Raw genomic sequence first — 14,878 nt, forward strand, 5'->3', positions numbered from 1 at the left:
TTCTTATTTCAGTGTGCGGCGGGCGTCGTGCCCGCGGCGTTGGGTTGTGGACTCGTTACGGCGTCCACCACACGCTCCATTTGCATGAAGCGCGAGCCTTTCACGAGAAGCGTTGCGGCCGCGCCGAAGCCGGCCTGCTGCAGTTGCGCGACCAGCGTGCCGACATCGGCGACGTGATGCGCGTCTGCGCCGTACGCGGTGCAAGCGTCGCGCGACGCGTCGCCCATCGCATACAGCGCGTCGATGCCGCGCTCTTTCGCATACGCGCCGATTTCGCGGTGAAACGCCGGGCCGTGGTCACCCACCTCGCCCATATCGCCCATCACGAGTACGCGCGGCGACGGCCGCGATGCGAGCACGTCGATCGCCGCGCGCATCGAATCGGGATTGGCGTTGTAGGTGTCGTCGATGACGGTCGCGCCGGCGAGCGAGCCGAGCGCGGCCTGTTTGACCTGCAGACGCCCTTTCACCGGCGCGAACGATTCGAGACCGCGCTTGATCGCGTCGAGCGATACACCCGCCGCAAGCGCCGCCGATGTCGCGGCGAGCGCGTTGTGCGCGTTGTGATCGCCGAGCACCTGCAATGTGACGTCGAACTGGCCTTGCGGTGTGTCGATGCTCAGATGCTTGCCGTCGAAGCGGCCTTTCACCGCGGCTTCGGTCGTACGCTCCGCGCTATTCAGCGCGAAATCGATGATGCGGTTGCCGGTGGCGGCGACGCGCCAGATGCTCGCGTACGCATCGTCGGCGGGGAACACCGCCGTGCCGTCGCGCGGCAACGCGTGAATCACGCTCGCGTGTTCGAGCGCGACCGCTTCGACCGTCGCCATGAATTCCTGGTGCTCGCGCTGCGCATTGTTGACGACCGCAACGGTCGGCTCGGCGAGCTTTGCGAGCAGTTCAGTTTCGCCGGGGTGGTTCATGCCGAGTTCGACGACCGCGAGCCGATGCGCGGCGTGCAGGCGGAACAGCGTCAGCGGCAGACCGATGTCGTTGTTGAAGTTGCCCGCGGTCGCCAGACGCGCATCCGCGCCGACCGCTGCCGCGAAGATCGACGCGATCATTTCCTTGACCGTGGTCTTGCCGTTGCTGCCCGTCACCGCGACGAGCGGCATTTCGAACTGGCGGCGCCAGCCGCGCGCGAGCGCGCCGAGCGCGTCGCGGGTATCGGCGACGCGAATCGCCGGCACGTTCCAGCCGTCCGGCGTGCGCGTGACGAGCACGGCCGCGACGTTGCGCTCGGCCACTTGCGGCAGAAAGTCGTGCGCGTCGAAGCGCTCGCCCTTGATCGCGATGAACAGATCGCCGGGGCCGGCGCTGCGGCTATCGGTCGACACGCGCTCGAAGCGCACGCTGTCGTCGCCTGTCACTGTCGCGCCGGGGATCTGCGCGGCGGCCGCGCGTAGCGAGAACATGCTCATTCGCCACCTCCGCGTGCTTGCGTCGCCCGCGCGGCGAGCGCGAGGCGGGCGTGGTCCTGATCGGAGAAAGCGCGTTTCTTGCCCATGATTTCCTGTGTCGCTTCGTGCCCCTTGCCGGCCAGCACGATCACGTCTTCGCGCGCGGCACCACGGATCGCCTGTAGGATCGCGCTCGCGCGGTCCTCGATGCAGCGTGCGCGGGACGCGTCTTTCATGCCTGCGGTGATCTGTTCGATGATCGCGAGCGGATCTTCGCTGCGCGGGTTGTCGCTGGTCACGACGACGCCGTCCGCGAGCCGCTCGGCGATTGCACCCATCAGCGGACGTTTGGTCGCATCGCGATCGCCGCCGCAGCCGAACATGCAGATCAGTTCGCCTCCGCGCGCGGTCGCGATCGGGCGCAGCGCTTCGAGCGTTTTTTCGAGCGCGTCGGGCGTGTGCGCGTAGTCGATCACGACGAGCGGCTCGTCGTTCTGCAGACGGCCACCGAGGCGTTGCATCCGGCCGTTCACCGGCTCGAGCTTCGCGAGTTCGGCGAGCGCCGCGTCGAACGGCACATCGGCGGCGAGCAGCGTGCCGAGCACCGCGAGCAGATTGCTGACGTTGAAGAGGCCAAGCGTTTGCACTTCGACGTCGGCGTTACCCCAGTCGGACGTGTTCAGATGAAACGCGGTGCCGGTGGCCGTTGCGCGCACGTTCGATGCGAGCAGCCATGCGTCGGCCGACGGCATGTCCTGCGGAATGCCAGCCGGAGCTGGGTCAATCCCATACGCGATCGTGCGCGCGTGACCCTGCGTGCTGGCAAGCAGACGGCGCCCGGCCGCATCGTCGCGATTGATCACCGCCGCGCTCAGCTCGGGCCATGCGAACAGGCGCGCCTTGGCCGCCTCGTAGGCGTCGAACGTGCCGTGATAGTCGAGATGGTCCTGCGTCAGATTCGTGAACACCGCGATGTTGAACGACGTGCCATTCACGCGCCCCTGATGCAGCGCATGCGACGACACTTCCATCGCGATCGCCTGCGCGCCCGCGTCGCGCAACTGTGCGAGGCTGCGCTGCAGTTGCGGCGCGTCGGGCGTCGTGAAACCGGTGTGCGCAAGCTGGCCGGGAAAGCCTGTGCCGAGCGTGCCGACGATCGCGCATTTGGAGCTGAGCGCGGAAAGCGCGGCGGCGATCCACTGGCTGCACGAGGTCTTGCCGTTGGTGCCGGTGATGCCGACGGCGAGCATCGCGTCGCTCGGGTCGCTGTACCACGCGCTCGCGATCGTGCCGGCGAGTTCGTTCAACGCCGGCACCGCGTGCGCGACTGACGGATCCAGCGTGCCGCTGAAACCTTCCGGTTGCACCAGTACCGCGGCCGCGCCGCGCTCGATCGCGCTGGCGATGAACGGGCGATTGTCCGCGCCGTCGACCGCATACGCGAAAAATGCATCGCCGGCCGCCAGCGAACGCGTGTCGGCGTGCAGATGCGCACCTGGCTGCACGTGATCGTGCAGCCAGGCGAGGGCGTCGGCGATCTGCCGGTGCGCTGGATGTTGCTCGCGCAGCGCGCTCATCGCTCGACTCCCGGGTGAGTCTTCGAGTTGGCAGAAATGGTCATCTTTTTCACGCCGGCGCTGGTGGGCAATTTCTTCGCCTGCACCGGTGTAGCGGGCGCGCCGGGCGCGGGCGGCGCCGAATCGTCGGACACCACCATCTGCTTGACCGGCATGTCGGGCGGCACATTCAGCGCGCGCAACGTATCGCCGACGATGCCGGAGAACACCGGACCCGACACCTGGCCGCCGAAGTGGCTGCCCGCGGTCGGCTCGTCGACCGACACGGCAACGACGATGCGCGGGTTCGGCATCGGCGCCATGCCGACGAACGACGCGCGGTATTTGGAGTGGTCGTAGCCGTGCGGACCGTGCTTGTACGCGGTACCGCTCTTGCCGCCGACGCGATAGCCGGGCACCGCCGCATCCGGCGACGTGCCTTGCGCCGACACGACGGATTCGAGCATCGTGCGCACTTCGCGCGCGGTAGTCGGCGAGAAGACCTGCGGACCGGTAGCGGGGGCATCGCCCGGAGAATGGAAAATCGTCACCGGCATGATCTGGCCATCGTGCGCGATCGCGGTGTACGCACGGCCCAGCTGGAACAGCGACACCGACAAGCCGTAGCCGTACGACATCGTCGCCTGCTCGATACGGCGCCAGCTCTTCCACGGACGCAGACGACCCGCCGCCGCGCCGGGGAACCCGACCTTCGGCGCCTGACCGAGACCGATGCTGGTGTACATGTTCCACATCTCTTCGGGCCGCAACTGCATCGCGATCTTGGTCGCGCCGATGTTGCTCGACTTCTGGATCACGCCGCCGACCGTCAGCACGCCGAAGCCGCTGTCGTCAGTGATCGGCGCGCCGTCGAGAACGAAGTGGCCGTTGCCCGTATCCACCAGTGTAGTCGGCGTGACGCGGTGCAGATCGAGTGCAAGCGAGATCGTGAATGGCTTCATGATCGAGCCCGGCTCGAACGTATCGGTCAGGATGCGGTTGCGCAGCTGCTCGCCGGTCAGGTGCGAGCGGTCGTTCGGGTTGTAGGTCGGGTAATTGACGAGCGCGAGCACTTCGCCGGTGCGCACGTCGATCACCATTGCCGCGCCGGCCTTCGCCTTGAATTTCTCGACTGCCGCTTTCAGGTTCGTATACGCGATGTACTGGATCTTGCTGTCGATCGACAGATCGACGTCCGTGCCGTTGTGCGGCACCACCTGCTCGTCCACATCCTCGATGATGTGGCCCATGCGGTCCTTGATCACGCGGCGGCTGCCCGACATGCCGGCGAGCATCTTCTGATCGCCCAGCTCGACGCCTTCCTGACCTTCGTCCTCGACGTTGGTGAAACCGATCAGGTGAGCGGTGATCTCGCCCTCTGGATAGAAGCGCTTGTATTCCTCGCGCGAATAGATGCCGGCGATGTCGAGCGCTGCGACTTTCGCTGCGACGTCGAGCGGCACCTGGCGCTTCACGTAGACGAAGTTCTTGTCTTCCGACAGCTTCGCGCGCAGCTCCTTCGTGGTCATGTCGAGCAGCTTGCCGAGCGAGTCGAGCTTGTCCGCGCCGAGGTCGTCCGGCACCGATTCGGGAATCGCCCAGATTGCGCGCACCGGCAGACTCGTCGCGAGCACGAGACCGTTTCGGTCGAGAATCTTGCCGCGCGTAGCCGGCAGTTCGATACGACGCTGATAGCGGATTTCGCCCTGCTTCAGATAGAACGCGTTGCCCGGTCCCTGAATCCAGAACGCGCGCGCGGCCAGCGCGACGAACGCCATGAACAGCATGAACACGACGAGCTTCGAGCGCCACATCGGCAGACGCACCGACAGGATCGGGTTGGCCGAAAACGCGACGCTCTTGTGCGCCGACGACGCTTTTTTCATCGCGTGCCTCCGCGACGGGTCGCAGCCGGCGCGGAGGCCGGAGCGGATGTCGGAATGGGCGCATCCATCGCCGTCGCGGCGCCGGGGGCGAGCGTCAGGTACTGGGTGCGGCCGGTCGTGACCGATTGCATCTTCAGCGAGGTCGTAGCGAGTTGCTCGATGCGCGACGTTTTCGACAGCGCGCTCTGCTGATATTGAAGCTGCGAATAGTCCTGCTGCAGTTGACGCTCCTGCGATTGCGCACGCTGCAACTGGATAAAGATTTGACGCTGCTGATTGGTCGCGTTGACGACCGACAACGCACAGCCCATCACGATCATCAGCAGGAAGATATTGAGACGGTTCATGGCGCGATCCGCTCCGCCACGCGCATCACGGCAGAACGGGCGCGCGGGTTATCGGCGACTTCGGCGTCGCTCGCGAATACACGGCCGATGATTTTGAGCGGAGGGCTCGGCAGGTCGACCGCGCGAATCGGCAGCCGGCGGTCGACCGCCGGCGTGCTCGCGTGCGCCTGCATGAATCGCTTGACGATCCTGTCCTCGAGCGAATGAAAGCTGATGACCACCAGCCGCCCCCCTTGCTCCAACAACGACAATGCTGCTTCTAGAACGACTTGCAGCTCCGCAAGCTCTTGATTGACGTGAATCCGTATAGCCTGAAAGGTGCGGGTTGCCGGGTCCTTGCCCTTCTCACGGGTTTTGACGACGTTAGCCACGATTTGGGCAAGCTCGCCCGTGCTGACGAGAGGCCCAAGACGGTCGGACTCTGCCCGGCGAGCAACAAGCGCCTTTGCAATCTGAAAAGCAAACCGTTCTTCCCCATAATCTCGTATCACCTCCGTCAATTCCTGCACCGTGGCCCGCGCGAGCCAGTCAGCGGCAGACTCGCCGCGCGTCGGGTCCATTCGCATGTCGAGCGGGCCATCGGCGCGAAAGCTGAAGCCCCGCTCCGGATCGTCGACTTGCGGCGACGACACGCCCAGATCCAGTAAAACACCCGACACACGCCCTACTCCGCGCTCCGCCATCGCGGCGCGCAGTGAAGCAAAACTTTCATGCACGATGCCGAAGCGCGGATCCGCGATGCGCTGCGCCGTCGCAATCGCGAGCGGATCCTTGTCGAACGCAATCAGCCGCCCCGCTTCGCCCAGCCGCTCCAGCACCAGACGGCTATGACCGCCACGGCCGAACGTGCCGTCGACGTACGTGCCATCCGCGCGCGTGACGAGCGCATCGACCGCTTCATTCAGCAGCACCGTGCGATGCTGCAATTCGTTTCCCATCGCAGGTGCCATATAAATAAGCCGCGATCAGAACGTGAAATCTTTCAACGCGTCGGGCATGCCCTCGGCGATCGCCGCCTGTTCCTTCGCGGCGTAGGTTTGTGCATCCCATAACTCGAAGTGACGGCCCATGCCGAGCAACGTCACTTCTTTTTCCAGACTGCCGGCCATGCGCAATTCCGGCGACACCAGCACGCGGCCTGCGCCGTCCATCTCTACGTCCATTGCGTTACCGAGAAAAATGCGGCGCCACCAGGTGGCGTTCATCGGCAGATTGCCGACCTTCTCGCGGAACACTTCCCATTCGGGGCGCGGAAACAGCAACAGGCAGCCGTCCGGGTGCTTGGTGATCGTCACCCGGCCCTCTGCCTGTGTCTGCAGCGCATCCCGATAGCGAGAGGGAATCGACATCCGCCCTTTCGCATCGAGCGTCAGCGCCGACGCCCCTTGGAACACTTCGTTCTCCCCTCTTGCGACGCTGTTGCGCCGACCGCTCGATTCGTAAAAATCTACCCGAAAGTGGTACCGAGATCACACAAAAATACACTTTCTCACACTGTCTCCCACTTTAGAGGAACGCTAAACACGGGTCAAGGGAGATACCCGCTTTTCGCATCGATTTTGTTTGCTAGAACAAGGACTTAGCGCGACTCCTTCACGTCAGACATAAAACGGAAAACCGTTATAAATGAATGAGCTAGTGAAGCTTGTGAAGGTGATACGTGAAAAGTGCGGGGGAACAGCGCGGATTGAAAGAGATCGTTAAGCGGGATCGGCGGGGATAAATAGACGTTCCGGGGACAAATGACGAACGGCGCGCGCGGCGCCGTCCCACTTTCGAAAATTGAGTCAGCGAGTCAGTCAGCGGCTCGCTTGACAACTCGCCGGCCAACTCATTTAGCCATCGAGCTGGCGATGCGTTCTTTATATGTAATAAGCGGTGCGAGTCATTACCTTCGACATCGCGCGCATCAGCGCTCGCGCGGGAAACGGCAATTCGACGCCGCCGGCGTCCATCGCGGCTTTGCCGTGCTGCGCTTCGTCGACACGCATCTGCTCGACGATCGCACGCGATTCGTGATCCGCGGCGGGCAACTGATCGAGATGGCTGTTGAGATGCTGCTCCACCTGACGCTCGGTTTCGGCCATGAAGCCGAGACTCACGCGATCACCCATGCGCCCGGCGGCGAGACCGATCGCGAGCGCGCCGGTATACCAGACCGGATTCAGCAGACTGGGACGCGAGTCGAGTGCTTCGAGGCGCTTCGAGGTCCACGCAAGATGATCTTCTTCCTCCACTGCGGCGCGATCGAACACCGCGCGCAACGACGGCGAGCGGGTCGCGATTTTCTGCGCCTGATATAGAGCCTGCGCGCAGACCTCGCCGACGTGATTCACGCGCATCAAACCGGCCGCATGCGCGCGCTCCGCGGGCGACAGTTCGGGCGCCTCGGAACTCGCCGCCGATTCCCGCGGAAGCGGCATCGGACGACTCATTCGAGACACCCCCGTCAGTGAGCGTAAACCCCGATCAAACTCGCTAATCAACTCGTCCAGCAACATGAAGCACTCTCCGATTCGAGAACCGCCTCGCCGACCCGAAAGCTCCGTGCGACAAGGCTTTGCCACGCAAAGCCGGCTCCGCGGCAACCTCGAATCCGCATGAAATGAGCGGCTAATTTCCGATTTTAGACCATGTTGCGTAAACGAAACAGGAGCCGTCCAGGCCCCCTCCTTTTTCTTTGTGCCATGTATGCCTTTTGTTACATTACGTGGCGAACTTCTCGCGAAGTTGCTCAAGCAAGGCCCTAGCACCAGACAAAATATTTATCTGCCTTGTACAAAAGATTCGCAGTATTCCTTGGAGATCATTCGATGAAAAAGTCGCTTCTCGCTCTCGCAGCACTGGGCGCATTCGCAGGCGTCGCACATGCTCAGAGCAGCGTGACCCTGTACGGCATCATTGACGTTGGTATCAACATGAATACCAACTCCGGTGGCTTCCACAAGTACGACATGTCCAGCGGCGTCATGCAAGGTTCGCGTTTCGGCCTGCGTGGCACGGAAGATCTGGGCGGCGGTCTGAAGGCCCTGTTCGTGTTGGAAAACGGCTTTGACGTTACCAACGGCAAGCTCGGCCAAGGTGGCCTGATGTTCGGTCGTCAAGCGTACGTCGGTCTGTCGAGCCAGTTCGGCACGGTCACGCTGGGTCGTCAGTACGACTCCGTCGTCGACTACGTCGGTCCGTTCGAAGCAGGCGATCAGTGGGGCGGCTACATCGCGGCTCACCCGGGCGATATCGACAACTTCAACAACGCGTATCGCACCAACAACACGATCAAGTACACGAGCGCAAACTACGGCGGCCTGACGTTCGGCGGCACGTATAGCCTCGGCGGCCAGGCAGGCAACTTCACCGGCAACCAGATCTGGTCGTTGGGCGCTGGCTATAACAACGGCCCGTTGGCTTTGGGCGTTGGCTACTTGAACGCACGTACGCCGGCAGCTTCGGGCGGTATCTTCAACAACGGCGGCACGATCGCAGCACCGAATGCAGCTGTGACGAGCCCGGTGTACGCTGGCTTCACGTCGGCTAACACGTACCAGGTCATCGGCGCGGGCGGTTCGTACACGTTCGGCGCGGCAACGGTCGGCCTGACGTATTCGAACATCCGCTTCGGCAACCTGGGCAAGACGTTCGCGTCGCCGTTCGCAGGTCAGTCGGCTACGTTCAACAACGGCGAAATCAACTTCAAGTACCAGTTGACCCCGGCATTGCTGGTCGGCGCAGCGTATGACTACACGCGCGGCGCACAGATCGACGACGCATCGCGTGCTTCGTACCACCAAGGTTCGGTCGGCGTGGATTACTTCCTGTCGAAGCGCACCGACGTGTACGTGATCGGCGTGTATCAGCATGCCAACGGCGAAACCCTGAACGCAGCTGGCGCGGTTGTCGACGCAACGGCTGGCATCAACGGCCTGACCGGTTCGTCGACGAACAACCAGTTCACGGCTCGCGTCGGTATCCGTCACAAGTTCTAATAAGTCGTAAAAACGCAGTTTTCTCTCAAAGGCGCCTTCGGGCGCCTTTTTTTATCGCTGCGTTGTTTTCGTTGGCGGGAATGCGATGGGCCGCTGTTTGCGTTGCCGGCGTCGTGTGTCTGTCATTTTGGCTGGTGCCGGGAGGCGCGGCGTGGGTGATGGACGAAAAAAACCCGGTGGACTGCTTGCTGTCCACCGGGTTTTCTTTTTTGCGTGCCGACCTACGTATTTATATCAGTCGGGAAATTCGTCGGCCAGGGTCGCGCCGACGATGCGCTGGCTGCGCGGGATCAGCTCACACCCGCCCGTCGCGCAACTCGCGGCGCAGAATCTTTCCGACATTGCTCTTTGGCAGTTCCGTGCGGAATTCGACGAGTTTGGGTCGCTTGTAGCCGGTCAGTTGTGTTTTGCAGTACGCGAGGATGTCCTGATCGGTCAGCGCCGGATCTTTCTTCACGACGAACAGTTTGACCGCTTCGCCCGAATGCTGGTCGGGCACGCCAACCGCGGCAACTTCGAACACGCCCGGCAGTTTCGCGACGACGTCCTCGATCTCGTTCGGATACACGTTGAAGCCGGATACCAGAATCATGTCCTTCTTGCGATCGACGATCTTCACGAAGCCATCCGCGTTCATCGTGCCGATATCGCCCGATTTGAAGAAGCCGTCCGGCGTCATCACCTTCGCGGTCTCGTCCGGGCGATTCCAGTAACCCGCCATGACTTGCGGGCCGCGGATGCAGATCTCGCCCGGCTGACCGAGCGGCACTTCATTGCCCTCGTCGTCGCGGATCGAAATTTCGGTGGACGGCAGCGGCAAACCGATCGTGCCGTTGTACTCGGTTGCGGTGACCGGATTGCAGGTCGCGGACGGCGACGTCTCCGACAGCCCGTACCCCTCGATGATCGGGGTGCCCGTCAATTCGAACCAGCGCTTCGCGACGGCTTCCTGCACCGCCATGCCGCCACCGTTCGCGGTGAGCAGCTTCGAGAAATCGAGCTTGTGGAAGTCGGGGCAGTTCAGCATCGCGTTGTACAGCGTGTTCACGGCGGGAATCGTATTGATCGGATAGCCCTCGAGCGCCTTGATCATGCCAGGAATATCGCGCGGATTCGGAATCAGCACGCCCATGCCGCCGGTGCGGATCGTCAGCAGCCCGCACACGGTCAGCGCGAATACGTGATACAGCGGCAGCGCGACGACGGTGATGAACTGATCGATATCCGTGCGGCCCTCGCGCACCGGATTGAGCCAGACCTCCGACTGCAGCACGTTGGCGATCAGATTCCGGTGCAACAGCGTCGCGCCCTTGGCCACGCCGGTCGTGCCGCCCGTGTATTGTAGAAACGCGATGTCGTCCGGCCCTTGCTGGACCGGCTTGAACGTCTGGCTCGCACCCTGCGCGATCGCGGCGTTGAACTTGATGTGCCCTGGCAGACTCCACGCCGGCACCATCTTCTTCACCTTGCGCACGACGAAGTTCACGAGCGCGCCCTTGATCCCCAGCAGGTCGCCCATCGCCGCGACGACAACATGCTTGACCTGGGTATTGCGGGCGATTGCCTGCAGCGTGCCCGCGAAATTTTCGAGCAGGATGATCGCTTCCGCGCCGCTATCCTTCAACTGATGTTCGAGCTCACGCGGCGTATAGAGCGGATTGACGTTCACGACCACATAGCCCGCGCGCAGGATCGCGGCAATCGCGACCGGATATTGCAGCACGTTCGGCATCATGATGGCGACGCGCGCGCCGCGGGGGAGCCCTTTCGACTGCAGCCACGCGGCGAGCTTGAGCGACAACGCGCCGAGTTCGCCGTAGCTGATTTCCTTACCCATGCAGACGAACGCCGGCCTGGCGCGATGCTCGCGGAAGGCCTCTTCCAGCAGTTCGGCCACCGACGAATAGCGCGTGGGGTCGATCTCCGCGGGAACGCCGGGCGGATAAGATTTCAGCCAGATTTTCTGCATGCAGCGTCTCCTGAATTATTTTCGAATGGTCGTGCTAAAAATGCATCGTAGCATGTGCATATTGCGGCCAATGATAAAAACGGGGTGGTTAGACTGCCGACTCGAGCCGCCAAGATTCGGGCGCCGGCTCAAGGTGTAGCCTGGTTCGAGACCCGCTCGACTTCGACGAGACAGTCATAAAAAGTCGCCGAGCCGCCGAGGTCGGTCAGTGCCTGACTCGTCAGCTGGTTCGCATTGCGGCCATCCGGCGCGAGCTTTTTCCACCAGATCGACAATCCGACCACCAGCCCCTCTCGCGCCCTGTCGGTCACACGGGCGCGCGCCTGCATCGAGCCGCGGTCGTTGAAGATGCGCACGAGATCTGCGTCACTGATGCGCCGTACGTGCGCATCGGCTGGATGAATGTCGACATGAGGTTCGCCTTCTGTCGCGCGCAAACTTTCGATGTTCACGAAGGTGCTGTTCAGGAAATTGCGCGCGGGCGGCGAAATCATCGCAAGCGGGTAGCGGACGGCGAGCTCGGGCGCGCCGTCGGCGGATTCGTAGGGTGGCAGATAATCCGGCAGCGGATCGAGCCCCTGCTGGGCGAGGCGCTCGCTGTAAAACTCGCATTTGCCGGATGGCGTGTAAAAGCCGCCTTCGGCGAATGGCGCATCGGGCAGCTTCAGCTTGGCCCAGCCGGCCCGCTTCAGCGCGGGCCAATCGACGCCATCGAGCAGTTTGTTGTCCCACCGGAACGCCGCTTGCGCGACGGTTTCGTCGCTGTCGAACAGCGCCGGCTCGTCGATGCCCATCTGCCGCGCGAGGCCGCGAAAGATCTCGGTGTTTGGGCGCGCCTCGCCTACCGGGGCGATCGCGGGCAGATTGACCATCACGTGCGTATGTCCGTACGACTTGTGCACATCGAGGTGCTCGAGTTGCGTCGTGGCTGGCAGCAGCAGATCGGCGTAGTCGGCGGTGTCGGTCTGGAAATGCTCGAGCACGATCGTGAACAAGTCCTCACGCGCGAAGCCGGCCGCGACTCGCTCCGAATCCGGCGCAACCGCCACCGGATTCGAGTTATAGACGACAATCGCCTCGATTTTCGGGCCAAAGGTGGCGTCGCCGGGATGCAGCAGCGCGTCGCCAATCGCGTTCATATTGATGACGCGGCTCGTTTTCGCTGGCCAGCCCGGCATCAAGTCGGGACGCTGCAGCGCGTAGGAATCGACCGGCGCCCAGCCGCTCGACGACAGCAGCGCACCGCCCGCCCGCTCGCGCCAGGCCCCCGTCAGTGACGGCAGGCAGGCGATCGCGCGCACCGCGTTACCGCCGCCGCGCACGCGCTGCAGGCCGTAATTCAGGCGAATCGCCGACTTCTTCGTGCTGCCGTAAAGTCGCGCTAGATCCGTGATTACGTGTTCTTCGATGCCGCAAATCTCGCTAACGCGCGCAGGTGGATAGCTGAGCGCGCGTGCCTTCAGTTCGGCAAAACCCAGCGTGTGCGCCGCGATGTAGGCATGATCGAGCAGGTCTTCGGTGATCAGCACGTTCATCATCCCGAGCGCCAGCGCGCCGTCGGTGCCAGGCTTCGGCGCGATGTGCTGGTGGCATTTCTCGGCGGTCAGCGAGCGATACGGATCGATTGCGATCAGGCGCGCACCACGGCGCTTTGCCTCCTGCGCAAGGGTCCAGAAGTGCAGATTCGATGCAATCGGATTCGCGCCCCAGATCAGAATCACTTCGCTTTCGGCGAAGAATTCGGTGTGCATGCCGATGCCCGCGCCGTACGTGTACTTGAGGCCCGCGGCGCCGGCGGCCGCGCAAATCGTGCGATCCAACTGCGATGCACCGAGTTTGTGGAAGAAACGTTGCGCGATGCTGTCGCCTTGCACAAGCCCCATCGTGCCGGCGTAGCTATACGGGACGATTGCCTCTGGCGCGCGGCGGGCGATGTCCGCGAGGCGGCTTGCGGCAAGCTCGAGCGCTTCATCCCAACTGATCGGCTCGAAGCGGCCCTCGCCCTTACGGCCGACACGCCGCATCGGTGTGGTCAGCCGGCTCGGGTGGTAGACACGGTCGGCATAGCGGCTGACTTTCGTGCACAACACGCCCTGTGTCGGCGGATGCCCTGGATCGCCAGCCACCTTGATCGCCCGTCCGTTCTCGACGGTCACCCGCATCGCGCAAGTGTCGGGGCAATCGTGCGGGCATACCGCGCGCGCGAATTCGGTGGGGGCGTTCATCGGCAATCGGTCCGGGCAAGCAATGCGGTGGTCAGGCAAAGCGAAATTTTATTACGTCAATCAGCCACCGACGTGAGTGGTGCCGCCAAAAATGCCTTCGGCGTAGAATCGATTATCCCAGCGCCGGGGCCAGCGTGGTTCCGAGCGATCTCACGCAAGTCACGCACAAGCGATCGATACTCCATCATGAAACTGATCCCCGAAATCCAGGCCGCTCGCGGCGAAATCCAGACCCTTCGACGAACCATCCATTCTCATCCGGAGCTGTGCTACGAAGAGAAAACGACAGCCGATCTCGTGGCGCGGACGCTCGAATCCTGGGGCATCGAGACGCACCGTGGATTGGGGAAGACTGGCGTTGTCGGCGTATTGAAACGCGGCAGTAGTCCCCGCGCGATTGGTCTACGAGCCGACATGGATGCCCTACCAATTCAGGAACTGAACAGTTTCGAGCATCGGTCGAAAAACGACGGCAAGATGCATGCGTGCGGCCACGATGGTCATACCGCGATGCTGCTGGGTGCGGCGCACTACCTGGTTAAGCACGGCGACTTCGACGGCACGATCGTGTTTATCTTTCAACCGGCGGAAGAAGGTGGTGCCGGCGCGCAAGCGATGATCGACGATGGTCTTTTCACCAAATTCCCGGTGGATGCGGTGTTTGGTATCCATAACTGGCCGGGCATGCCAGCAGGCAACTTCGGCGTGACCGAAGGCCCGATCATGGCGTCGAGCAACGAATTTCGCATCGAAATCAAGGGGACCGGCGCACATGCCGCGCTGCCTCATAATGGCCGTGATCCCGTCTTTACGGCTGTGCAGATTGCGAATGGGCTGCAGAGCATCATCACGCGAAACAAGAAACCGCTGGATACCGCTGTGCTGTCGATCACGCAGATCCATGCCGGCGATGCGGTCAACGTGGTCCCGAACGATGCGTGGATTGCAGGAACAGTGCGGACTTTCACCACGGAAACGCTCGACCTGATCGAAACGCGCATGCGCAAAATCGCCGAAAGCACCGCTGACGCGTACGACTGCTCCGTGCAGATTCACTTTCATCGCAACTATCCGCCGACCATCAACAGCAGCAAGGAAGCGCGTTTTGCGGCATCGGTGATGAGGGAAATCGTTGGCGCGGAAAATGTCGACGATGCGGTCGAGCCGACCATGGGCGCCGAAGATTTTTCGTTCATGCTGCTGGCAAAGCCAGGCTGCTACGCATTTCTAGGCAACGGTGATGGCAGACACCGCGAATCCGGCCACGGTGCGGGTCCGTGCATGCTGCATAACGCAAGCTACGACTTTAACGACGAACTGCTGCCGGTCGGTTCTACGTATTGGGTTCGGCTCGCGCAGAAGTTTCTTGCTGAGGGAATAGGAAGCTGAGGCAGCGTTAACGCAGAAGGTGCGCCGTTAGCCGTGCTGATGGTGTTGGCTAGAAACGGCAGGGGAAGTCTGCCGCAGCCAATGGTCGTTTGAATATATTGGCTCGCAACCGGCACCTCGAAC

11 protein-coding genes are annotated in these 14,878 nt (G+C 62.7%); 2 read left to right on the top strand and 9 right to left on the bottom strand.

What is annotated here, in order from left to right; translation table 11 throughout:
• Positions 1 to 8: 8 nt before the first annotated feature.
• The 7 genes from L0U82_RS15990 to coq7 form a co-directional block, all read right to left on the bottom strand.
• A complete protein-coding gene (locus L0U82_RS15990) occupies positions 9 to 1,421 on the bottom strand; it encodes a UDP-N-acetylmuramoyl-tripeptide--D-alanyl-D-alanine ligase (RefSeq protein ID WP_233832213.1) in 1,413 nt (470 codons plus the stop codon).
• The gene (locus L0U82_RS15995) at positions 1,418 to 2,977 is read right to left on the bottom strand and encodes a UDP-N-acetylmuramoyl-L-alanyl-D-glutamate--2,6-diaminopimelate ligase (protein WP_233832215.1); all 1,560 of its coding nucleotides are present in this window, start codon (positions 2,975 to 2,977) and stop codon (positions 1,418 to 1,420) included. Before L0U82_RS15995 ends, L0U82_RS15990 begins: the two co-directional genes overlap by 4 nt.
• Positions 2,974 to 4,842 carry a peptidoglycan D,D-transpeptidase FtsI family protein gene (locus L0U82_RS16000; protein WP_233832217.1) on the bottom strand — a complete coding sequence of 623 codons (1,869 nt, stop codon included), beginning with the start codon at positions 4,840 to 4,842 and terminating at the stop codon, positions 2,974 to 2,976. Before L0U82_RS16000 ends, L0U82_RS15995 begins: the two co-directional genes overlap by 4 nt.
• Positions 4,839 to 5,189, bottom strand: a complete 351-nt coding sequence (gene ftsL / locus L0U82_RS16005) for a cell division protein FtsL (protein ID WP_233832218.1) — start codon at positions 5,187 to 5,189, stop codon at positions 4,839 to 4,841. The genes L0U82_RS16000 and ftsL overlap by 4 nt, the downstream gene beginning before the upstream one ends.
• On the bottom strand, positions 5,186 to 6,139 hold the full coding sequence (gene rsmH / locus L0U82_RS16010; RefSeq protein WP_233832220.1) for a 16S rRNA (cytosine(1402)-N(4))-methyltransferase RsmH: 954 nt from the start codon (positions 6,137 to 6,139) through the stop codon (positions 5,186 to 5,188). The genes ftsL and rsmH overlap by 4 nt, the downstream gene beginning before the upstream one ends.
• A 15-nt stretch (positions 6,140 to 6,154) precedes the next feature.
• Entirely contained in the window at positions 6,155 to 6,583 is a 429-nt protein-coding gene (gene mraZ, locus L0U82_RS16015) for a division/cell wall cluster transcriptional repressor MraZ (RefSeq protein WP_233832222.1), read from the bottom strand.
• Between the two features lie 468 nt (positions 6,584 to 7,051).
• Entirely contained in the window at positions 7,052 to 7,690 is a 639-nt protein-coding gene (gene coq7, locus L0U82_RS16020) for a 2-polyprenyl-3-methyl-6-methoxy-1,4-benzoquinone monooxygenase (RefSeq protein ID WP_233832223.1), read from the bottom strand.
• A 312-nt stretch (positions 7,691 to 8,002) separates the two neighbouring features.
• Between coq7 and L0U82_RS16025 the strand changes: the two genes are divergently transcribed.
• Positions 8,003 to 9,172: a porin gene (locus L0U82_RS16025; protein WP_233832224.1), complete on the top strand. Its 1,170-nt coding sequence runs from the start codon at positions 8,003 to 8,005 to the stop codon at positions 9,170 to 9,172.
• A 295-nt stretch (positions 9,173 to 9,467) separates the two neighbouring features.
• Here L0U82_RS16025 and L0U82_RS16030 read toward each other — a convergent pair whose 3' ends face one another.
• Together L0U82_RS16030 and L0U82_RS16035 are read right to left on the bottom strand one after the other, a co-directional pair.
• Positions 9,468 to 11,141 (bottom strand): long-chain fatty acid--CoA ligase, encoded by a 1,674-nt coding sequence (locus tag L0U82_RS16030; RefSeq protein WP_233832225.1) that lies wholly within the window; start codon positions 11,139 to 11,141, stop codon positions 9,468 to 9,470.
• Positions 11,142 to 11,269: 128 nt separating this feature from the next.
• Positions 11,270 to 13,366, bottom strand: a complete 2,097-nt coding sequence (locus L0U82_RS16035; protein WP_233832227.1) for a molybdopterin-containing oxidoreductase family protein — start codon at positions 13,364 to 13,366, stop codon at positions 11,270 to 11,272.
• A gap of 186 nt (positions 13,367 to 13,552) precedes the next feature.
• On the opposite strand from L0U82_RS16035, the gene L0U82_RS16040 reads away from it, so the two are divergent.
• The gene (locus L0U82_RS16040) at positions 13,553 to 14,755 is read left to right on the top strand and encodes a M20 aminoacylase family protein (protein ID WP_233832228.1); all 1,203 of its coding nucleotides are present in this window, start codon (positions 13,553 to 13,555) and stop codon (positions 14,753 to 14,755) included.
• Positions 14,756 to 14,878: the final 123 nt, after the last annotated feature.

The organism is Paraburkholderia sp. ZP32-5 (assembly GCF_021390495.1).
Taxonomy (GTDB): domain Bacteria; phylum Pseudomonadota; class Gammaproteobacteria; order Burkholderiales; family Burkholderiaceae; genus Paraburkholderia.

Excerpts from the sequence above, each read along its gene's own strand:
- L0U82_RS16025 (WP_233832224.1), top strand. The coding sequence starts at position 8,003 with ATGAAAAAGTCGCTTCTCGCTCTCGCAGCACTGGGCGCATTCGCAGGC.
- L0U82_RS16035 (WP_233832227.1), bottom strand. The coding sequence starts at position 13,366 with ATGAACGCCCCCACCGAATTCGCGCGCGCGGTATGCCCGCACGATTGC.
- L0U82_RS15995 (WP_233832215.1), bottom strand. The coding sequence starts at position 2,977 with ATGAGCGCGCTGCGCGAGCAACATCCAGCGCACCGGCAGATCGCCGAC.
- rsmH (WP_233832220.1), bottom strand. The coding sequence starts at position 6,139 with ATGGCACCTGCGATGGGAAACGAATTGCAGCATCGCACGGTGCTGCTG.
- L0U82_RS15990 (WP_233832213.1), bottom strand. The coding sequence starts at position 1,421 with ATGAGCATGTTCTCGCTACGCGCGGCCGCCGCGCAGATCCCCGGCGCG.
- L0U82_RS16030 (WP_233832225.1), bottom strand. The coding sequence starts at position 11,141 with ATGCAGAAAATCTGGCTGAAATCTTATCCGCCCGGCGTTCCCGCGGAG.
- L0U82_RS16040 (WP_233832228.1), top strand. The coding sequence starts at position 13,553 with ATGAAACTGATCCCCGAAATCCAGGCCGCTCGCGGCGAAATCCAGACC.
- L0U82_RS16000 (WP_233832217.1), bottom strand. The coding sequence starts at position 4,842 with ATGAAAAAAGCGTCGTCGGCGCACAAGAGCGTCGCGTTTTCGGCCAAC.
- coq7 (WP_233832223.1), bottom strand. The coding sequence starts at position 7,690 with ATGTTGCTGGACGAGTTGATTAGCGAGTTTGATCGGGGTTTACGCTCA.
- ftsL (WP_233832218.1), bottom strand. The coding sequence starts at position 5,189 with ATGAACCGTCTCAATATCTTCCTGCTGATGATCGTGATGGGCTGTGCG.